This window comes from Empedobacter sp. GD03797 (assembly GCF_029842105.1).
GTDB lineage: Bacteria > Bacteroidota > Bacteroidia > Flavobacteriales > Weeksellaceae > Empedobacter > Empedobacter falsenii_C.
The window spans coordinates 1-21,269 of the sequence record NZ_JAOCFS010000015.1 but is presented as its reverse complement, the minus strand read 5'-3'; the positions used below and the strand labels follow the sequence as shown (position 1 = coordinate 21,269).

Below are 21,269 nucleotides of genomic sequence, written 5' to 3'. Positions count from 1 at the left end.
TTTACGCTTCACTTAACCACTCTTTTATTGGTTTAACAATTGTATCAATATTTCCTGCTCCAACAGTCAATAATACATCAAAATCTTGTTTTTTGATGTTTGCTAAACTATCTTCTAATGAAGATACTATTTTTTCATTTAAATTCACCTTTTCTAGCAACCAATTTGAAGTAATTCCTTCGATTGGTAACTCTCTGGCAGGATAAATGTCTAATAAAATCAAACTATCTAACTGCGATAAACTTTGTCCAAATTCTTCTGCGAAATCTCTTGTACGTGTAAATAAGTGAGGCTGAAATACTCCCAATACTTTTTTACCCGGATAAAGTTCACGAACTGAACGAATTGCTGCATTCAATTCTGTTGGGTGATGTGCATAATCGTCAATGTAAATTTTTCCATTTGCTTCGAAACGATTAAAACGTCTTTTAACTCCAACAAAAGTTGATAAAGCTTCTTTTATTTTATCATGAGGAACACCCATATAATCTGCAACAGCCAAAGCCGCAACCGCATTTTCCATATTGTGATGTCCTGGTAATAAAATTCCGACATCTGTTAATGAACCATTTGGCGTTTTTACATCAAACACATAATGTCCGTCAATAATTCTTACATTGTGCGCATCGTAATCTGCATCCAAATCCACTCCATATGTAAAAGCTCCTTCGAAAGGCAAACCTTTGTGAACAAATAATTTTTCTTCGACAATTGCTGCAAATTCTTGAAACGATTTTTTCACTTCATCACGTTCTCCATAAATATCCAAATGATCAGCATCATCACTTGTGATAATCGCTAATTTTGGAGAAAGACGTAAGAAAGAACGGTCAAATTCATCGGCTTCTGCAACTGTATATTTAGAACCATTTAAGATGATATTCGAATCGTAATTTTCTGCAATACCACCTAAAAAAGCTGTACATTCTACATTAGCAACTTTTAGAATATGTCCTAAAATAGACGAAGTCGTTGTTTTTCCGTGCGTTCCCGCAACACCAATATTGTATGTATGTTTGGTAATTTCACCTAACACTTCAGAACGCTTCATTACTTTAAAATCATTCACTAAAAAATAATTTAGTTCTGAATGATCTTTTGGTACCGCTGGCGTATAAATTACCAACGTATTTTCTGGATTAATTCCTGCTGGAATTAACTCGATGTTATCTTCGAAATGAATATCAATTCCTTCAGCAATCAATTCAGTTGTTAACTCGGTTTGTGTTTTATCATAACCAGCAACTTCTTTTCCGATTGACTTGAAGAAACGTTCCAAAGCACTCATTCCGATTCCTCCTGCACCGATGAAATAATAATATGTTTTATCTAAAATATTCATTATAATAAATTCAATAATATATCTACAATCTCTTTTGTCGCATTCGGTTTCCCTAATTGCTTAATGTTTTGAGATAATTTATTTTTTAATTCTTCATTGTTCGCCAAAGCAATTACTTCTTTGACTAAAATTTGTTTTGCATCTGCATCTTTCACCATAATCGCTGCATCCTTCTCAACCAATGCTTGTGCATTTTTGGTTTGATGATCTTCTGCTGCTGTTGGCAATGGAAGCAAAATAGTTGCTTTTCCAACAATACACAATTCCGAAATTGCCATTGCTCCTGCACGAGAAACAATCATATCCGAAGCTGCATACGCATCTTTCATGTTATAAATAAATTCGGTTACATGAATCGTTGGATATTTATCGCCAACCAAATTTTTGATTTTTTGATAATCTAACTTTCCTGTTTGCCAAATCAATTGAACGCCACTTGCAACAAATTCGTCAAGGTTTTCTAACCAAGCGTTGTTCATTGCTCTTGATCCTTGCGAACCTCCAACAGATAAAATAGTTGGTTTTTCTGGATCTAATCCAAAAGCTGAAATTGCTTCTGCCTTTGATGGTAAATTTTGAAAAATTTCGGCACGAATAGGATTTCCTGTATAATGCACTTTTTCTTGTGGAAACTGTGAAATTCCTTCGTAAGCTGTACAAATTGCACTCGCTTTATTTTTCAAAATTTTGTTGGTAACTCCCGGAAACGAATTTTGTTCTTGTAATAAAATCGGAACATTTTTGCTTCCTGCTACCCACAACATTGGTCCACTTGCATAACCTCCTGTACCAACAGCTAAATCTGGCTGAAAATCTTTGTAGATTTTTTTTGCAAGACTTAAGCTTTTTATCAATTTAAAAGGGAACTTTAAATTCGCTTTCATGTTACTTCTATCAAATCCAGAAATTGGCAAACCTTTTATGTCATATCCAACTTTTGGCACTTTTTCCATTTCCATTCTTCCTTCTGCTCCAACGAACAAAATTTGTGCATCTGGCAAACGTCTTTTAATTTCGTCTGCAATTGCAATGGCTGGATAAATATGTCCACCTGTTCCTCCGCCGCTTATTAAAACTTTAGGCGATGTCTTCGATGTATTCTTCACTTAATACTTTTCTATCTTGTTCTAATTCTTCTTGCGATTTAATCTGAGTACTTACACTCAAAATTATTCCGAACGAAATACATGTCATCCAAATGGATGTTCCTCCGTAACTAATCATTGGTAATGGTTGCCCCGTTACTGGAATTAAATTAACCGCTACCGCCATGTTTACCATTGCTTGTATAATAATTGGTAAGCCCACTGCAAACACAAGTAGCGTACCAAAAACGGTATGAATCTTTGATGCGATGATACAAATCCGTATTAAAATCAGAAGGAAAATTCCAATTAATAGAATTGCACCAATTGCACCATATTCTTCTACAATAATCGCGAAGATAAAATCGGATGATGACTGAGGTAAAGTTTGTTTGAAAACACTTTTTCCTGGTCCAGCCATTTCATTCAATCCTCTTGCAATTGCAGCTTTTGCGTGTAAAACTTGATAACTTTCTAATCCAGAATCATCATTAAATTTCTCGATACGTGACATCCATGTGTGCACACGAGAATTTGTTACTAAATCTGGTCGAGATAAAGCCATCCACACAAATCCGCCACCAAGAATAAAACCTACCGCAGCAATTGTAAATAAATATTTGAATGGAAATCCACCAATAATCAACAATATTCCACACATTCCAGCTAACATCAACGCTGTTGAACCATTAGAAGGAAAGATTAATCCTACAATTACAATAATTGGTAAGAATAATGGAACTGCTGTGTTTTTCCACGTATATTCTTTGTCTCTATTTTTTGTCAAATAACGAGCTATATAAATCAACAACGCTTGCGAAGCAATCATCGAGGGTTGAATACCAATTCCAGTTCCCGGAATCGTTAACCAACGTGCAGCATTTGCACCTCCAATGGTTTGTCCTTGTACGAGCGTTATTGCCAAAACTCCAGAAAGTATAACAACAGCTGTTAAAGCAAACAAACCAAACCAACGATAATCAATACGTTGTAATCCATAAATGATAAATAAACCAATTAATAAAATCACTGCGTGTTTACCTAAATGCCCAAAAATAGTACCCGATCCTACCGTATACACCAAGTTAGAACTTGCTGAATAAACAGGTAAAAACGAAAATAGTGCTAACAATAAAATGAAAGCCCAAAGCGGTTTATCGCCTTTAAAATATTTTTGTACGATGTTAGACATTGGTTGGTTGTGTTATTATAATTTGCGTACGTTTTCTTTAAATTGATCTCCACGATCTTCATAACCATTGAACAAATCGAAACTTGCACAAGCTGGTGACAGAAGAACCGTTTCTCCTTTTGTTGCTAATTTATATGATTGCTCTACACAATCTTTCATTGTATTTGTCTCAACAATTGTATCGATATATGGACTGAAAAAATCAACAATTTTTGCGTTATCAACACCCAAACAAACAATTGCTTTCACTTTCTTTTTCACGAAAGGTAAAACTTCGTTGTAATCGTTTCCTTTATCAGTTCCTCCAACAATCCAAACAACTGGCTTTGTCATACTTTCCAAAGCAAAATATGTTGCATTCACATTTGTTGCTTTAGAATCGTTGATAAAATCAATTCCTCCAATTGTCAAAACAGGCTCTAAACGATGTTCAACAGATTTGAAATCTGATAAACTCTTTTTTAAATCCTCATTATTGATATCAATAATTTTTGCAGCTACAGCCGCAGCCAATGAGTTAGAAACATTGTGTTTTCCAATTAATCCTAAATCATTCACTAACATTGTAAAATCACCATTCGAATCGTTCACACGGAACAATTCATTGTTTGCGTATGCTTCATTTGTTGCATCCATCATTGTGAACGGTTTGCGATGAGCACGAATATCAATCTGATCAATCATCTCCATTGTTTTTGGATCATCCAAATTGTAGATAAAATAATCGTTTTCATCTTGGTTTTCAGTAATTCTGAATTTAGCCTTTGCATACAAATCAAACTGATAATTGTATTGGTCTAAATGATCTGGTGTAATGTTCAGCAAAATCGCAACATACGGTTTGAAATCTGTTTTGATATCATCTAACTGAAAACTACTTACTTCTAATACATAATAATCGAAGTTGTCTTCTGCGACAGATTTTGCAAAACTTTTTCCGATGTTACCACCTAATCCTACATTTAATCCAGCTTGCTTTAGGATATGGAACATCAAACTTGTTGTTGTTGTTTTTCCATTAGATCCTGTAATCGCAATAATTTTTGCATCTGTATAACGAGACGCAAATTCAATTTCAGAAATAATTGAAATTCCTTTTTCTTCTAATTTCTGAATTAGCGCTGCTTTTTTTGGAATACCTGGACTTTTCATTACTTCATCGGCATTCAGAATTAATTCTTCTGTGTGCTGACCTTCTTCATAAGCAATTCCGTGCTCCTCCAAAAGTTGTTTATACTTGTCTTTTATTTGTCCCATGTCCGAAAGAAAAACATCAAAATTTTCTTTCTTCGCAAGAATAGCTGTTCCTACGCCACTTTCTCCTCCTCCTAAAACGACTAATCTTTTCATTTTTTATCTAATCTTTAAGGTAATAATACTAATTACCGCTAAAATGATTCCGATGATAATTGCACGCACCACGATTTTACTTTCGTGATAACCTAACTTCTGAAAATGGTGATGTAGAGGAGACATCAAAAAGATTCTACGACCTTCACCAAATTTCTTTTTCGTGTACTTGAAATAAGACACTTGTAACATTACTGATAAACTTTCTGCGAAAAATATTCCGCACAAAATTGGTAGTAACAATTCTTTACGAACGATAATTGCTAAAACAGCAATAATTCCTCCGATTGTTAAACTTCCTGTATCACCCATGAACACTTGAGCCGGATAAGTATTGTACCAAATAAATCCGATCAAACCTCCAAGGAAAGCTCCACAGAAAATCAAGACTTCTTCTGAACGCGGAATAAACATAATGTTCAGATAATCGGCAAACATTAAGTTTCCAGAAACGAAAACAAACATCGAGATTGCCGCCATAATTACAGCCGAACTACCTGCTGCTAAACCGTCGATTCCATCTGTTAAATTTGCTCCATTCGAAACTGCTGTAATGATAAAAATTACCGCAAAAATAAAAATCGCTGCAACCGCCCATGTTGGTCGATCTTGCGCATCCATCCAAAATAAAATATCAGAATAGTTAAATTCATTTCCTTTCACGAAAGGCATTGTTGTTTCCAACGTTTTTTCTTCAGGACCAAATTTTATTTGTCGGCTGTATTCTGTTTGTTCTGTTCCTACAGGCGTTTTTACTCTATTTTCTTGATGTTTTACGGTAACTGTTGGACTGAAATAAAGCATTAATCCAACTACAACTCCAAGACCAACTTGTCCTAAAATTTTAAATTTACCTTGTAAACCTTCTTTGTTTTTTCTAAAAACTTTGATGTAATCGTCTAAAAAACCAATCACACCTAACCAAATTGTTGAAACCAACAAAATGATAATGTAAATATTATCTAATCTCGCAAAAAGTAAAGTAGGAATTAATGTTGCCAAAATGATAATTAAACCACCCATTGTTGGCGTTCCTGCTTTTTCGATTTGTCCTTTTAAACCTAAATCACGAACAATTTCGCCCATTTGTTCTTTACGTAAATAACTGATGATTCGTTTTCCGTAAAACAAACTGATGAACATTGCCAATAAAATTGCCATTCCCGCGCGGAAAGACGTGTATTGAAACATACGCGCTCCTGGAAAATGGATACCTTCTAAATAATCAAATAAATAGTATAACATTCTTTATTTGTTCAATATTTTACTCAATTCTGATGCAACTTCTACATCAGAAAAATGTGTTCTTACTCCGTTAATTTCTTGATACGTCTCGTGACCTTTTCCCGCAATCAAAATAATATCTTTTGGTTCGGCCATTTTAAGTGCTGTTTTTATAGCTTCTTTTCGATCTGTAATCTTCAAGGTGCGATTATAAAATTGCGCTTTTACACCAACTTCCATCTCGCGAAGAATTTCTTCTGCATCTTCGGTTCTTGGATTATCTGATGTAAAAATGGCAAGATTAGATTTTTCGCTCGCGATATCCGCCATTTCTGGACGTTTTGTTTTATCACGATCTCCACCACAACCTACAACTGTTATTAGTTTTTCATTTTTGGTACGAATTCCTTCGATTGTATCCAATACATTTTCTAACGCATCAGGCGTATGTGCATAATCTACGATTACGATAATTCCTGATTCTGTTTTGAATGTTTGAAAACGACCATCAACATTTCCAAGTGTACTCAATGCTTTTAGAACTTCTAATTCATCTTGTCCTAAAATTGACGCCACACCAAAAACTAATAATAAATTATATGCATTGAATTGACCAATTAATGATGTCCAGAATTCTTTTCCATTGAATTCTAATTGCATTCCATCAAATTGGTGTTCAATAATTTTTCCTTTAAAATCTGCATCAGTTTTTAGTGCGTACAATTTTTTCGTAGCAACTGTATTCTGAAGCATTACTTTTCCGTTTTTATCATCTGCATTCGAAATCGCTGTAGACGTTTTTGGTAAATCGTCGAAGAATTTCTTTTTTGCTGCAAGATAATTTGCAAACGTTTTGTGATAATCTAAATGATCATGTGTGATATTCGTAAATCCAGCCACTTCGAAATGCAAACCAGCAATTCTATTTTGATGAATTCCGTGCGAAGAAACTTCCATAAAAGCAAATTCGCAACCTCTATCTACCGCTTCGCGAAACATTTTGTTCAATGTCAAAATATCTGGCGTTGTATGCGTAGACGGAATCACTTCACCATCAATCACAATTTTAATCGTCGAAATTAATGCACAAGCATAACCTAATTTTGTAAACAATTCGTACAACAAAGTTGTCGTTGTTGTTTTTCCATTCGTACCTGTAACTCCAACAAGTTTTAAATCTTTTGTTGGATTTCCATAAAAGTTAGAAGCTAAAATACCTAATGCAATCGTTGAATTCTCAACTTTCACATACGTTACTCCATCAACTAAATTTTCTGGCAAAACTTCGCAAACAATTGCTTTAGCACCTAAACCAATCGCTTTTTCTATATACTGATGACCGTCAACTGTAACTCCATTTACAGCGACAAAAACATCATCTTTTGATACTTTTCTTGAATCAAATTGAATATTATTGACTTCAACTTTTGTTGAACCAATCGTTTCTGAGATGGAAACTTTATATAATAAATCAACTAAATTTCTCATCCTTCCAACATTAAATAAATTGTCTCACCCTTCTTAAATCTTGTTCCCGCAGGAATGGATTGATTTGTTACTTTTCCAAACCCTGAATATTGTACATCTAATCCTAAATTTTCTAATACCGGAATTGCTTTAGATCCTGTATGACCAGTCACATTTGGTACTATATTTTTAGAATTACTAACATTAATATCATCTCCTTTTTTAAACTCTCTCACTGCGTTCTTTTTTACTAAATCGCGTGGCAAAGGTATGGGAGTTTTTGAATATACCCAATCGGCAATTTTCTTAAAAACCGGAGCAGTTACACTACCTCCATAAAACCCTTTGGCTGTATTTGGTTTGTGCACAACTACGATACAAGAATACTTTGGTTTTTCTGCTGGAAAATATCCTGCAAATGAAGCACGATATTGCATTCCTTTACCATCTCGCTTCCAATAATCAACACGAGCTGTACCAGTTTTACCAGCAATATCATAATTACTATTACTAATAATACGTCCCGTTCCTTGTTCTACTGCACCACGAAGCATTTCTTGCATTTGCTTTACATTTTCCAAAGACGTTAGTTGATCTACTAAAACAACAGGTTCGAAAACTTTATCAGGTTCACCTTTACGCGTGATTTTATCCATAAATAATGGCTTCAACATTTTACCATTATTTGCCACGGCATTGTAGAAAGTCACAATTTGAATTGGAGTTAACTGTAAACCATATCCATAACCCATTACAGGCAACGTAATATTACTCCAAGATTTACTATCTGGACGGTGCATAATTGGACTTCCTTCTCCAAGAATATCTACTCCAAGAGGCGAAGTCATATGCCATTTATCCATTTTTTTGAAGAAAGCTTTCGGGTTTTCTCCGTAATATTTATTTATAATTTTAGCTGTACCAATGTTAGACGATTTTTTCATCACGCCATCTACAGTCAATGTTCCATAACCGTGTGTATCTGTAATCGTACGACCATAGAATTTATAACTTCCACCTCCCGTTTCTACTGTCGAATTTTTATTGATAAAACCATCATCCATTGCAGCTAGCAACGAAACCGTTTTGAAAGTAGATCCTGGCTCTGCAGCTTCACCAACCGCATAGTTATAATCGTCGATATATGTTCCATCTTTTTTGCGAGATAAATTCACAATTGCACGAACTTTCCCTGTCTGAACTTCCATCACAACAACACTTCCGTGTTGCGCTTCAAATTCAGAAAGTTGTTTGTACAAAGCATCATAAGCAACCATTTGTAAATCGGCATCTATTGTTGTGTAAACAGATGAACCTGCTTGAGGCTCTTGCTCCCAACTTTTCATTGGTTTCCATTTTCCACGTCCCATAAATTGCTCCCAACGACGACCTTCAATACCGCTTAATAAGTCAGAATAAGCTCCTTCTAATCCAACTTTTCCACGTTGATCATCGTAACCAATTGTACGAACACCAATATCTTGAACAATTAATTCTCGTTTTGATTCAGTTTCATGAATAAACCCACCTTTGTTTTGACCTTTGTTGAAGATTGGAAATTTTTTGATGCGCTGATATTGCTCATAATCCAAATCTTTCACCAACATCATGTAACGATTTTTCTTTTTACGTTCTGTAGAAAATTTGTCGTAAAAATAAGAGGGAGATTTTGTAAACATCTTACCTAAAGAATCGGCAAGATTGTGCATTTCTGTTTTGAATAATTCATCTTTGATCACCGTCAAATCCACATAAACATTGTGTTTTGTAACAGTTGTAGCCATTAATGCGCCATTAGAAGCATATAAATTACCACGTTCCGCCGTAACGGTATCTAATCTAAAGTTATTCTTTTCAGCAAAACGCTCTAATTCAACCCCTTCTACAATATTAATTCGAAACATAAAAACAATAATAAAGATGGCCCAAATCGCAAGCGCGCCGGCAAATACCCATCCTTTGATGACAATATTGTTTTTATTTTTCGCTGACTTCGTCATAAACTTTGTCTACTATATAATAAGGTTGTTTATCTGGAATTTTCAAACCATACACTGCTGTACGCTCCAAAATTTCCGTTTCTAATTGCATACGCATCAAATCGCGATGCTTATCTGTATATTGAGATTTTAAATCTTCTACTTTATCTTGCAATTCAGCGATTCGAACCACTTTTCGATCAACTAAATGCGAACTCGAAATACTCAAAAAAGCCAAACCTACCAGATACAACATAAACTTCCAGTTTTGTTCTGAGCCAGTTTTAATTAAAAACTCACCTCTCAACAAACCTGTAAAAGTTTTTTTCTCTGGTAATATTTTTTTCTTTTTTGCCATTCCTATTTATTAATCCTCATTACGAACCGCAATACGCATTTTCGCACTACGCGCTCTTGGATTTTCATTAATTTCTTCTTGCGTTGGCACAATCACCTTTGATTGTAAAGGTTTGAAAGGCGCCGACCAATTTCCAAAAACATCACGTTCAGGCTCTCCTTCAAACATTCCGTTTTTCATGTAGCGTTTTGTTAAGCGATCTTCTAACGAATGATACGAAATAATCACCAAGCGACCACCTGGCTTTATCACTTCTCCACATTGCGTCAACATCTCTTTCAATGCAGCCATTTCATCATTTGCTTCAATACGTAATGCTTGAAACATTTGAGCGAAAAATTTATTTTCTTTCATTTTTGGAATGAATGAAAAAATTTGCTTCAACTCATCAATTGTATTAATTTGTTTATCCGCTCTTGCTTTTACAACTTCTCTCGCTAAACGATACGAACCTTGCAATTCCCCAAAATCATAAAAAACACGCGCAAGATCTTCTTCTTCGTATTCGTTAATAATTGTTTTGGCAGATAATTTTGCATTCTGATTCATTCGCATATCCAATTCTCCATCAAAGCGAGTTGAAAAGCCTCGTTCTGGTGTATCAAACTGATGAGAAGAAACTCCCAAATCACCCAAAACACCGTCAACTTGCTTTATTCCACGAAATCTTAAATTATTTTTCAAGAATCTAAAATTTTGCTCAACTAACTCAAATCGATTATCATCAATTTTATTACGAACCGCATCTACATCTTGATCAAATGAAAATAATTTCCCATTTTGATCCAAACGACTTAATATTTCACGTGAGTGTCCTCCACCCCCGAACGTACAATCTACATATATACCTGATTCGTTAATAATTAACGCATCAACACTATCTTTTAATAATACTGGATTATGATATTCACTCATCTTCTCCTAAATTTCCCATTACATCTTCTGCCAAAGAAGCAAAATCTAAATCATCTACATTAATCGACTCTTCATATTTGTCTTTATCCCAAATCTCGATCATGTTTACAGAAGAATTCAGAACGACTTCTTTATTAATTTCTGCAAATTTCACTAAATCTTTTGAAATCTGTAGCCTTCCATTTGCATCAACTTCGACAATTTTTAATCCAGCCGTAAAAATTCTAATAAAATCATTGTTTTTCTTCACAAATCGATTCAATTTATTCAAATCATTCATCACTTTTTCCCATTCTTTCATTGGATGCAGTTCTAAACAATTTTGAAACACAGATCTTTTCAACACAAAGCCATCTTCCAAACATTCAGCAAGTTGTTTCTTCAAACCCGCTGGTATTGGGAGCCTACCCTTTGTATCTACCTTACACTCATATGTTCCAATTAATGAATTCATGATAGAATTTTTTCAAAAATAAAGAAAATATTACCACAAATTACCATTTTTTACCACTTTTATTGAAATAGTTATCAACAATTTAAAATTTAGTATCAGATAGTTATGTTTTTTCTAACGCAAACCCTATGTATAAAATGAGAAATAATGTTTATATAGACCTTGTTTTGATAAGTGATTAATATGGATTGTTAAAGTTTTTCATATAAACCACGAAATAAAAAATATAATTAATTAAATTTGTCGACTTAATATCGAGTAAATGTTTTTTAGCTTAAAGAAAAAAGATAAGTTCTCTTACATAGAAGAAGGAGAGGGACAACCAATTGTTTTGCTTCATGGATTAATGGGTGAACTTAGCAATTTCAGCTCACTTACAAATTATTATGCACAAAGAGGATATAAGGTTTTCGCACCAGAATTGCCATTATATTCTTTATCTGTCATCAATACTAATATCAAAAATATTGCAAAACATGTTGCAAATTTTATTGAAGAAGTCGTTAAAGAACCAGCTATTTTAGTTGGAAATTCTTTAGGAGGACATATTGGTTTGATGGTTTGTCACAGACATCCAGAATATGTAAAAGCACTTTGTTTAACAGGAAGTTCTGGTTTGTACGAAAAATCTTTTGGAGAAACTTACCCAAAACGTGGTAATTACGAATATGTAGAACGTAAAACGCGTGAAGTTTTTTACGATCCTGCTATCGCTACAAAAGAAATTGTAGATGATGTTTTTGACACTGTAAATGACAGAAATAAAGCTATCAAAACTTTATATATCGCAAGAGACGCAATCAAATCTAACATGAAAGATGATTTAAAAGACATCAAAATGCCTGTTTGTTTGATTTGGGGAAAACAAGATAATGTAACTCCACCAGAAGTTGCAATAGAATTTGAAGAAGAATTACCAGACGCTTCTTTATTTTGGATTGATAAATGTGGGCACGCTCCAATGATGGAACACCCTGAATTATTCAACGAAATTTTATACAAATGGCTAATCGAAAAACAATTAGATCCAGCCACTAAAGCATAATTATGATTAAAAAAGCTGAATTCGTAAAAAGTTCGCAAAAATATACAGATTGTCCAGATCCTTTCAAACCAGAATATGCATTTATTGGGCGTTCTAATGTTGGAAAATCGTCATTAATCAATATGTTAGCAGATAAAAAAGCATTAGCTAAAACTTCTGCAACTCCAGGTAAAACTCAATTGATTAATACATTCGAAATGGACGACACTTGGTATTTAGCCGATTTACCAGGTTATGGTTTTGCTAAAGCACCAAAAGGTGTTCGCGGTGGTTTCAATAAAATGATTTATGATTACATTGAGTTTCGCAAGAACTTGGTGAATGTTTTTTTATTGATTGATTCTCGACACACGCCTCAAAAAATAGATTTACAGTTTATGGAATGGTTAGGAAACAAACAAATTCCATTTGCAATTGTGTTTACAAAATTAGATAAACTAACGAGTACACAAATGCAAAAAAACTTGAATCACTACAAAAACGAGTTGTTAAAAACTTGGGAAGAATTACCAAAAATATTTACAAGTTCGGCTTCGAGTAAAATTGGTAAATTAGAAATCTTAGGCTATATTGATAGTTTGAACGAACATCTTGTAGACGAATTCAAGAAAGAACAATACAAAAAAGAATATTAAAAAAGTCGGAACGTTGTTCCGACTTTTTTGTTTATCACTCTCCTAATTCAGCAGATTTTGTTTTCAAATCATTCATACAAGGTTCAATCACTTTCATTAATCGTTCTTGTAATTCTGGCGATGGATTTTTCATTTGCATCATTTCTGCGTATGTAAACTCATCCAACATTTTATCTGTCGAACAATCACAATATTTTGTAATTAATTCTTTTTTTGCCGCAGATATCCCTGGTGTTATTGCCGCTTGTTCACAAGCCGTCATCGCTTGCGCTTTTTCCTCTGCATTATTCTTATCGCCTTTAGCATTACAGCTAAAAATTGTTAATCCAAAGATTAATCCTAAAATAATTTTCTTCATAGGTAATAGATTTTAATCTTGTTAAGATAATGATTATTAATTATTTCACAAAATCATTCACAGCTTCAACATAACCTGGCAAACCTTTTCCTGAAATAATTTTTAGACAACTTTCGCCCGTTACACTATTTTTTCTGAAATCTTCGCGCGCATAAATATCCGAAATATGAACTTCTATCACTTTCGTCGTAATCGCTTTTATCGCATCTGCAATCGCATACGAATAATGCGTATACGCACCAGCATTCAAGATAATTCCGTCATATTTAAAACCTATTTCGTGCAATTTATCAATAATATCTCCTTCGTGATTTGATTGAAAATAATGCAACGAAACTTCTGGAAATTGCTTTCTCAATTCATGTTCAAAAAAATCTTCGAAAGTTTGTGTTCCATAAATTTCTGGTTCGCGAACGCCAAGTAAATTTAAATTAGGTCCGTTTATAATTTGTATTTGTTTCATTTTCTTTATTTTATAAATATAAATCTCTTTTTTAGATCGAAAAAGTTTAATTTTTTCTTTTTTTTAATCAATTTTTTACTTTTTATTAAGTTTTGGCACAAACCTTGTATATATACAATTACCAACCTATTATCATATAAACCAATCTAAACCAAAAAAATCAACCAAACCTTAAAATCTCAGTTAAACTTGATTAACTGAGATTTTTATTTTTAGTATCCATACTTACCTTTCCACTTTTGATTCAGCGATTGTTTATCCACTTGTTCTCGCTTATTATTTCCTGGCTCATAAAAAGTCGTCCCCGAAATTTCATTTGGTAAAAATTCTTGTTCAGCAAAATTTCCTGGAAAATCGTGCGAATATTTATATTCTTTTCCATAATCCAAATCTTTCATCAACTTAGTTGGTGCATTTCGTAAATGCAACGGAACAGGTAAATCCCCTGTTTGTTTCACAACTTGTTGCGCTTTACCAATCGCTAAATAAGTTGCATTACTTTTTGGAGAATTTGCTAAATAAACCGCACATTGACTCAATAAAATACGAGATTCTGGATAACCAATCACCGAAACAGCTTGAAATGTATTATTCGCCAAAATCATCGCTGTTGGATTTGCATTTCCCACATCTTCGGAAGCTGAAATCAACATTCTTCGCGCAATAAATTTCAAATCTTCACCACCTTCAATCATTCGAGCTAACCAATAAACCGCTCCATTTGGATCTGAACCACGAATCGATTTGATAAAAGCTGAAATAATATCATAATGTTGTTCACCCGTTTTATCATAACGCGCTAAATTTTGCTGAATACGTTCATGCACAATTTCATCGTTGATGATGATTTTATCAGTTGGAGAAAAACTATTAATTACCAACTCCAAACCATTCAATAATTTTCTTGCATCACCTCCCGAATATCTTAATAATGCATTTGTTTCAACTAATTCAATATTTAATTTAGATAAAACTGTATCTTTTTTTGTAGCTCGTTCAATCAAATCGACTAAATCTTCTTTTTCGAGATGTTTCAACACATAAACTTGCGCACGTGAAAGCAAAGCTGGCACAACTTCGAAACTTGGATTTTCGGTTGTCGCTCCAATCAAAGTCACCAAACCAGTTTCTACCGCTCCCAACAAACTGTCTTGCTGTGATTTATTGAAACGATGAATTTCATCTATAAATAAAATCGGATTTTTCGTTCCCGAAAACAAATTTTGATTCTTTGCTTTTTCAATTACTTCACGCACTTCTTTCACACCAGAATTTATGGCGCTCAACGTATAAAATGGTCGATCAGTTAATTCGGAAATCAATTGAGCTAGTGTCGTTTTTCCTGTCCCTGGCGGTCCCCAAAAAATCATCGAAGCAATCATATCATGTTGCAACATCATTTTTATTGGTCCGTTTTCGCCCACCAAATGCTTTTGATTAATGTATTCTTCAAGCGTTTTTGGACGCATTCTTTCAGCTAAAGGCGCATTCATAAAATCTTGTTTAGATTTCAAAGTTAGGGAATGTTTTGTCAAAATGAATGATTTTTTGGGCGACATATTTTGGCATTTAGATTTATTTTCTTTGTGTTAGAATAAAAATTAAAATGATGAAGAAAGCGTTAGAATGTGCTTTAATTTTAACAAGAAAGCACCAACTTTTGGGTGATAAAATTGCTTTATCAACTGATTATTTGAAAAAGATTGAACTAAAAGATAAACAATCAGAAATCAATAAACAAATGATTGAGTTTTTGGTCGAATTGCAAGAATTTGTAGAATTTATCAGAGTAAATCAAGAACTTAGATTGATGTATGTTGAATTGGTGAATTATTATTTCACACAAATTCATCATCAAATTAATTTTTATGAAATAGAATTGGACCGTTTAGAATTTGAATCAAAATTCTCAATCAATATGATTAATCAATTTAATCAAAACGAAAAAAATAATGAAATAAATTCGGTTCAAGAAAAACTAAATTTATATTACACGATTATTAATTCGTAGAAAAACGTTTTCGGCATAATTTTTTATTGTAAATTCGACTTAATATTTAGAATTTGAAATGAAAAAATTAACTATGTTTTTTAGCTTAATGATTTTATCGTTAAGTTTTGCATTTGGTCAACAAACTGAAAAACCAAAAATTTATAGTGAAGAAGCAAATCCGAAAGTAGATATCGCGAATGCGGTGCAAAAAGCTTCTGCTGAAAAGAAACACGTTTTATTGCAAATTGGAGGTAATTGGTGTGCTTGGTGTGTGATGTTTGATAAATTGACAAAAGAAAATCAAGAAGTAAAAGATTATATTGCGAATAATTATGAAGTGGTTCATGTAAATTATTCTCCAAAAAATAAAAACGAAGAAACGTTAGCTGCATTGAAACACCCAGAGCGTTTTGGATTTCCTGTTTTTGTAATTTTAGATGAGAAAGGAAATTTAATTCACACACAAAACTCAGCTTATCTTGAAAGCAAAGAAGTGAAAGGACATGATCCGAAAGTTGTGTTAGAGTTTTTACAAAACTGGTCTTACAAAGCATTAGATCCAGCGAGTTATACTAAAAAATAATATGCGTTAAGCACGTATCGTATAGAGAATCAATCAGCAAAAGCATAAACTTTTTAGATTGATTCTTTTTTATTTCGGTTATTGATTAACTTTGTGAGATGAACAAAATTTTGGTTACACCATTTATTCTGTTGGTAAGATTTTATCAATTAGCGATTTCTCCTTGGATGGGAAGCAATTGTAGATATCAACCAACTTGCTCTTCTTATATGATAGAGGCGCTAAAAGAACATGGTTTGCTAAAAGGTTTGTGGCTCGGAACAAAAAGAATTGGTCGCTGTCATCCTTGGGGAGGACATGGATACGACCCTGTACCTAAAAAGAAAAATTAATGATTAACTTAATTTCGTTTATCGATTGGAATCCAAAACCTTATTTATTTGAAATAGCAGGATTCAAAGTACATATTTACAGTTTATGTTGGATAGTTGCCTTTGTAGTAGGCTGGTATTTGATGTCAAATATTTTCAAGAAAGAAAATCAGAAAAAAGAATTACTTGACCCTTTATTCCTTTACACATTTATTGGAGCAATTGTAGGTGCAAGACTCGGAGAATATATTTTTTATGATCCTGCTGCGTTTATTGAACGACCAATCGAAGTTTTCTTACCTGTACAACACTCACCAGGACAAAGTGCTTTCTTTGGATTATTACAAGATTACGAATTTGTAGGATTTAGTGGACTTGCAAGTCACGGAGCTGCATTAGGTGTAATTTTAACTTCCTATTTATTTAGTAGAAAATATTTGCATCGTAATGTATTGTGGTTGTTAGACCGTATTGCTGTTGTTGTTCCTTTTGGTGGAGCTGCGGTTCGAATTGGAAACTTTTACAACTCAGAAATTGTAGGAAAAGCATCAGAATTGCCTTGGGCAGTAAAATTTCATCAACAAAGTTTGGGTTATGGAGAAGTAATTCCTCGCCATCCAGCTCAAATTTATGAAGCGATAGGGTATGTTATCTTAGGAATTATCATGCTTTATTTATACAACAAAACAGATAAGAGAAAATATTTAGGAGCCTTGTTAGGCGTATTCTTATTTTTATTATTTTTAATACGATTTGTTGTTGAGTTCTATAAAGAAAATCAAGGTGAAGAAGCAGTTGCTCAAATGTTGAATATAGGATTAAACAACGGTCAAATCTTAAGTATTCCTTTTATGTTAATCGGTTTATACTTATTTATCTCTTCTAAAAATAGATTAGATACCAATCAACCTTAGAATTATTATAAACTTAGAAATAAATTTAAACTTATGGGATTTTTTAAAGAATTTAAAGAGTTTGCTGTAAAAGGCAACGTAGTAGATTTAGCTGTCGGTGTTGTTATTGGTGGTGCATTTGGTAAAATTGTTACTTCTTTAGTTGAAGATATCATTACACCAGCACTTTTAAATCCAGCTTTGAAAGCCATTCATGCTGAAAATTTAGCAGCATTAGTAATTCCAGGAACAGCCATAAAATATGGTAGCTTTTTAGCTGCTGCTATTTCTTTTACTGTTGTTGCATTTGCTTTATTCGTAATGATTAAAGGAATTAACAAGTTGAAAAAAGAAGCTCCTGCTGAAGAAGCTGCTCCTGCTGGACCAACACAAGAAGAATTATTGGCTGAAATTCGTGATTTGTTGAAAAACAAATAATTCGTTTTTCGAACAATTAATAAAACAAAAAAGGATCGCAATTGCGATCCTTTTTTTTATTGATTACTTCAAACTACTAAGAAGCTGATTGCATTTGCATTTCTTCTCCACCTCCCATTTCTTCTCCACTTGAACGTTGTTGTTTACCACGTTGCTCTTTCTCATTTGTATTTTTGAAACGATACGTAAATGAAAGGTTAATAGAACGTTTCATCCAACGCATACTTTGATAGTTTTCTGATTCTTCGTAGAAAGTTGTTTGCTCTCTTTTACGAGAATTGAATACATCACGAACATTTAATGTTAAAGAAGCTCTCTTTTTCAATAAATCTTTTGATAAAGATAAATCCATTGATAAGTTATCTTCTGTTTTTTGTTGAGCAGTTTTCATTCCTCCCATATAATTACCTGCGATTTGTAATTTAAAATCACTTGGTAAAATAAAGTTTGATGATAAACGTCCACGAGAACTAAATCCATCTCCTTTGAAACTTTGTGTAAATTCTTTCGACTCTGTAACTCCTGTATCTGGATTTAAATAATCTGAAATTATTGCTGAGTAAGAACCTGTTCTATTGTATCCAAATAAGTTGACATTAAACATTAAATTCCACCATTTGAAAGGACGATAAGTAGCAGTTAAATCTAAACCATAACGGTCTTCATTTCCTGCATTAACTGGCATCGTTTCAAATGCTTGATTATATGGTTTTAAAGGATTTCCTGATTCGATATAATTATATGTTTGGAAATCATTAATCACATCCGTTGTTCTTTGGTAGAATAAACTTGGTGTCACCATCAATTTACCAACTGTTGCGATATACGATAATTCGAATGAATTAGTATATGTTGGATTAAGATCTGGATTACCACGACGAACATCTAATGCATTTACACTAGAAAAATATGGCATTAACATGAATCCCATTGGACGACGAACACGACGAGAGTAGCTTAATTGCATCTCATTTTTATCTGTCAATTTATAATTCAATGTTAATGTTGGGAATAAATCTGTATATTTTTTTGAAATTGTAGTTCCTTCTGAATGATTTGCAATTTCCATATCAGAACTTTCTACACGTAAACCTGCAAAGTATTGGAATTTTTCTCCAATTGCATTTCCATATTGAACATATCCAGCGTAAACATTTTGTTGATTGTCAATATCAGCCAAGAAAGCTTTATTTGGAGTTTCTGTTCCGTCCGTATTAATTGTATTATTTCCACTATTTGTTTTCGTATCGCTCAAATCAACACGAGCACCTAATTCAAATTTCCCTTTTTCTCCAATTGGACGAACATAATCTGCTGTAAAAACTGCAGAATTTTGAGTCTCTAAACTATATGTTCTTTCATTTCCTGTCAATGCATCACTTGCATTTAAATTACGAATAATTCCATTTTCGTCTTCTTTTTGGTACGAGTAACGTCCTGTAAAAGTAAACTCATGTCCTTTTGTATCAAAAGCGTGTTTGTAGTTAAAATCCGCATCAAAACTTTTTTCTAACTCTTTTTCATTTTCGATACGAGCTGTTTTATCTGTTTGATTCCATAATGCATCATAATAATAGTATCTAACATCATTAATATTATTCCCATTATTATAACGATATCCTGCAGAAGCTCCTAATGTATTTTTATCATCTAAATAATATTCACCTCCTAAACGTGCATTATAGTTCCTACGAATTCTATTGTTGTTGGTATCTGTTTTTCTATAATCAGAAATAATTCCATTCGGATAGTTTGTTGTCAAAGCATTTCCTTCCCCTTCTCTATCCATATAACGTGTACCTAAAGTAGTATAGATGTTATATTTTTTTGTTTTGTAGTTTAAGTTGACGTTTCCTCCAACCATTTTAGGAATACCTCCATTTAACGTTACAGAACCATTAAAACCTGTATTTGTTCCCTTTTTAAGGATGATATTAATAATTCCCGCAGAACCAGAAGCTTCATAACGTGCAGAAGGATTTGTCACCAATTCGATACGCTCAACATTTTCAGCCGGAATATTTTTTAACGCTTCTGCTACATCAGAAACACCTAACATTCCCGAAGGTTTTCCATCAATCAAAAACTTTACATTATCATTTCCTCTCAACGAAACATTTCCTTCCGCATCAACAGAAACCGATGGTACATTTGCTAAAGCATCAGATAGTGTTTGACCTTGCGACATTGGATCATTCGCCATATCATACACTTTCTTGTCCAATTCTACTTTATAAATAGGCTTTTCCGCTGTAACAACCGCTGCTCCCAACGAAACTGTTTGCGTCGTTTTTACAGTAAAAGTTCCTAAATCTAAGGCAGATTCTAAATTAACTTGTTTTTCTATTACATCGTATCCCAATGGCTCAATCACAATAACATATTGTCCAGCCTTTGCTTCTACTGTAAACTCTCCTTTTGCATCCGTTGCCGCTTCTGCCACAACTCCATCTTCCGAGCTTTCAAGCGATATTGTAGTGTATTCTACAGGTTTGTTTTCACTTGATAAGACTTTCCCTTTAATTTTTAAAAGCTCTTGCGCATTCAATCCTGCACAAACACAAATAAAAATCAAAGCAAATAAACTTCTTAACCTCATTTGTTTAATTTTTCGTTTTGTAGTTTTATAATTTTACAACTTGTTTGACAATCCTTTTTGGAAAAGGTTTAATCGATTTCAAAAATAATTTCAAAAAATATTGGTCGATAATTCGTCTCAAATGTTACATCTTTTAAAAGATTTCATCATAACCGAAAAATTTTAACATTTATCGTTTTAAACCTTTTTATTTTTTTAAAGTCTTAAGAGTAAATAAAACAAAAAAGTTGATAATTATGAGAACGGCATTTTATAAATATGTAGGATTAGGATTAATTGCTTTCACTTTAACAACTGCTTCAGCGCAAGACAGAAATGAAGGATCAAGAGAGCAGAAATTACAACAATTAAAAAAAGATTTGAACTTGACAGATGCTCAAGTCATCAAAATCAAACAAATTGAGGATAGCTACAAAGACGAAAAAATTGAATTGAAACGAAAAATGAAAGAAGTTCGTCAAAAAGAGTTTAATGAAATCAATGCTGTTTTTACACCAGAACAAAAAGCAACATTGAAAGAATTGCACGCCAAAAAACATCAAAATAAAAAAGGAGCTAATTAATAGCTCCTTTTTTATTTTAATA

Annotated in this window: 22 protein-coding genes; 8 read left to right on the top strand and 14 right to left on the bottom strand. The window is 33.2% G+C overall.

What is annotated here, in order from left to right; genetic code table 11:
* Position 1: 1 nt before the first annotated feature.
* Genes murC through mraZ form a run of 10 tightly spaced genes read right to left on the bottom strand, consistent with a single transcriptional unit; the run spans position 2 to position 11,366 of the window.
* Positions 2 to 1,342, bottom strand: a complete 1,341-nt coding sequence (murC, locus tag N5D90_RS10650; protein ID WP_280062425.1) for a UDP-N-acetylmuramate--L-alanine ligase — start codon at positions 1,340 to 1,342, stop codon at positions 2 to 4.
* Positions 1,342 to 2,448 carry an undecaprenyldiphospho-muramoylpentapeptide beta-N-acetylglucosaminyltransferase gene (gene murG, locus N5D90_RS10645; protein ID WP_038332836.1) on the bottom strand — a complete coding sequence of 369 codons (1,107 nt, stop codon included), beginning with the start codon at positions 2,446 to 2,448 and terminating at the stop codon, positions 1,342 to 1,344. Before murG ends, murC begins: the two co-directional genes overlap by 1 nt.
* Entirely contained in the window at positions 2,420 to 3,619 is a 1,200-nt protein-coding gene (locus N5D90_RS10640) for an FtsW/RodA/SpoVE family cell cycle protein (protein ID WP_038332831.1), read from the bottom strand. Before N5D90_RS10640 ends, murG begins: the two co-directional genes overlap by 29 nt.
* Before the next feature lie 15 nt (positions 3,620 to 3,634).
* Positions 3,635 to 4,969, bottom strand: coding sequence for a UDP-N-acetylmuramoyl-L-alanine--D-glutamate ligase (gene murD, locus N5D90_RS10635; RefSeq protein WP_115001742.1), 1,335 nt, complete (start codon positions 4,967 to 4,969; stop codon positions 3,635 to 3,637).
* 3 nt (positions 4,970 to 4,972) lie between these two features.
* Positions 4,973 to 6,214: a phospho-N-acetylmuramoyl-pentapeptide-transferase gene (mraY, locus tag N5D90_RS10630; protein WP_125349644.1), complete on the bottom strand. Its 1,242-nt coding sequence runs from the start codon at positions 6,212 to 6,214 to the stop codon at positions 4,973 to 4,975.
* A gap of 3 nt (positions 6,215 to 6,217) precedes the next feature.
* Complete coding sequence (locus N5D90_RS10625; protein WP_280062424.1) at positions 6,218 to 7,681, bottom strand: UDP-N-acetylmuramoyl-L-alanyl-D-glutamate--2,6-diaminopimelate ligase; 1,464 nt, start codon at positions 7,679 to 7,681, stop codon at positions 6,218 to 6,220.
* On the bottom strand, positions 7,678 to 9,660 hold the full coding sequence (locus N5D90_RS10620) for a penicillin-binding protein (protein WP_280045229.1): 1,983 nt from the start codon (positions 9,658 to 9,660) through the stop codon (positions 7,678 to 7,680). Before N5D90_RS10620 ends, N5D90_RS10625 begins: the two co-directional genes overlap by 4 nt.
* Complete coding sequence (locus N5D90_RS10615; RefSeq protein WP_052217625.1) at positions 9,638 to 9,997, bottom strand: FtsL-like putative cell division protein; 360 nt, start codon at positions 9,995 to 9,997, stop codon at positions 9,638 to 9,640. The genes N5D90_RS10620 and N5D90_RS10615 overlap by 23 nt, the downstream gene beginning before the upstream one ends.
* Positions 9,998 to 10,006: 9 nt before the next feature.
* Positions 10,007 to 10,912 (bottom strand): 16S rRNA (cytosine(1402)-N(4))-methyltransferase RsmH, encoded by a 906-nt coding sequence (gene rsmH / locus N5D90_RS10610; protein ID WP_125349647.1) that lies wholly within the window; start codon positions 10,910 to 10,912, stop codon positions 10,007 to 10,009.
* Entirely contained in the window at positions 10,905 to 11,366 is a 462-nt protein-coding gene (mraZ, locus tag N5D90_RS10605) for a division/cell wall cluster transcriptional repressor MraZ (RefSeq protein ID WP_038332815.1), read from the bottom strand. Before mraZ ends, rsmH begins: the two co-directional genes overlap by 8 nt.
* A gap of 262 nt (positions 11,367 to 11,628) precedes the next feature.
* On the opposite strand from mraZ, the gene N5D90_RS10600 reads away from it, so the two are divergent.
* Positions 11,629 to 12,411 carry an alpha/beta fold hydrolase gene (locus N5D90_RS10600; RefSeq protein ID WP_038332809.1) on the top strand — a complete coding sequence of 261 codons (783 nt, stop codon included), beginning with the start codon at positions 11,629 to 11,631 and terminating at the stop codon, positions 12,409 to 12,411.
* Positions 12,412 to 12,413: 2 nt separating this feature from the next.
* Entirely contained in the window at positions 12,414 to 13,046 is a 633-nt protein-coding gene (yihA, locus tag N5D90_RS10595) for a ribosome biogenesis GTP-binding protein YihA/YsxC (protein ID WP_084106860.1), read from the top strand.
* Positions 13,047 to 13,080: 34 nt separating this feature from the next.
* Here yihA and N5D90_RS10590 read toward each other — a convergent pair whose 3' ends face one another.
* The 3 genes from N5D90_RS10590 to N5D90_RS10580 form a co-directional block, all read right to left on the bottom strand.
* The gene (locus N5D90_RS10590; RefSeq protein ID WP_280049294.1) at positions 13,081 to 13,404 is read right to left on the bottom strand and encodes a hypothetical protein; all 324 of its coding nucleotides are present in this window, start codon (positions 13,402 to 13,404) and stop codon (positions 13,081 to 13,083) included.
* A gap of 40 nt (positions 13,405 to 13,444) precedes the next feature.
* Entirely contained in the window at positions 13,445 to 13,867 is a 423-nt protein-coding gene (locus tag N5D90_RS10585) for a type II 3-dehydroquinate dehydratase (protein WP_125349650.1), read from the bottom strand.
* Between the two features lie 212 nt (positions 13,868 to 14,079).
* A complete protein-coding gene (locus tag N5D90_RS10580; RefSeq protein ID WP_221855377.1) occupies positions 14,080 to 15,360 on the bottom strand; it encodes a replication-associated recombination protein A in 1,281 nt (426 codons plus the stop codon).
* Positions 15,361 to 15,476: 116 nt separating this feature from the next.
* On the opposite strand from N5D90_RS10580, the gene N5D90_RS10575 reads away from it, so the two are divergent.
* The 5 genes from N5D90_RS10575 to mscL all read left to right on the top strand — a co-directional run bounded on the left by N5D90_RS10575 (position 15,477) and on the right by mscL (position 18,085).
* Complete coding sequence (locus N5D90_RS10575) at positions 15,477 to 15,878, top strand: hypothetical protein (protein WP_125349651.1); 402 nt, start codon at positions 15,477 to 15,479, stop codon at positions 15,876 to 15,878.
* A gap of 73 nt (positions 15,879 to 15,951) precedes the next feature.
* A complete protein-coding gene (locus tag N5D90_RS10570) occupies positions 15,952 to 16,443 on the top strand; it encodes a thioredoxin family protein (RefSeq protein WP_260391981.1) in 492 nt (163 codons plus the stop codon).
* Between the two features lie 98 nt (positions 16,444 to 16,541).
* On the top strand, positions 16,542 to 16,775 hold the full coding sequence (gene yidD / locus N5D90_RS10565; protein WP_125349653.1) for a membrane protein insertion efficiency factor YidD: 234 nt from the start codon (positions 16,542 to 16,544) through the stop codon (positions 16,773 to 16,775).
* Positions 16,775 to 17,668, top strand: coding sequence for a prolipoprotein diacylglyceryl transferase (gene lgt / locus N5D90_RS10560; protein WP_280062423.1), 894 nt, complete (start codon positions 16,775 to 16,777; stop codon positions 17,666 to 17,668). Before yidD ends, lgt begins: the two co-directional genes overlap by 1 nt.
* Before the next feature lie 33 nt (positions 17,669 to 17,701).
* Positions 17,702 to 18,085 carry a large conductance mechanosensitive channel protein MscL gene (gene mscL / locus N5D90_RS10555; RefSeq protein ID WP_038332787.1) on the top strand — a complete coding sequence of 128 codons (384 nt, stop codon included), beginning with the start codon at positions 17,702 to 17,704 and terminating at the stop codon, positions 18,083 to 18,085.
* A gap of 76 nt (positions 18,086 to 18,161) precedes the next feature.
* Here the strand turns inward: mscL and N5D90_RS10550 are convergent, their stop codons facing one another.
* Positions 18,162 to 20,684 carry an outer membrane beta-barrel family protein gene (locus N5D90_RS10550; protein WP_280062422.1) on the bottom strand — a complete coding sequence of 841 codons (2,523 nt, stop codon included), beginning with the start codon at positions 20,682 to 20,684 and terminating at the stop codon, positions 18,162 to 18,164.
* A gap of 236 nt (positions 20,685 to 20,920) precedes the next feature.
* On the opposite strand from N5D90_RS10550, the gene N5D90_RS10545 reads away from it, so the two are divergent.
* A complete protein-coding gene (locus N5D90_RS10545; protein WP_280062421.1) occupies positions 20,921 to 21,247 on the top strand; it encodes a hypothetical protein in 327 nt (108 codons plus the stop codon).
* The last annotated feature ends 22 nt before the right edge of the window (positions 21,248 to 21,269 follow it).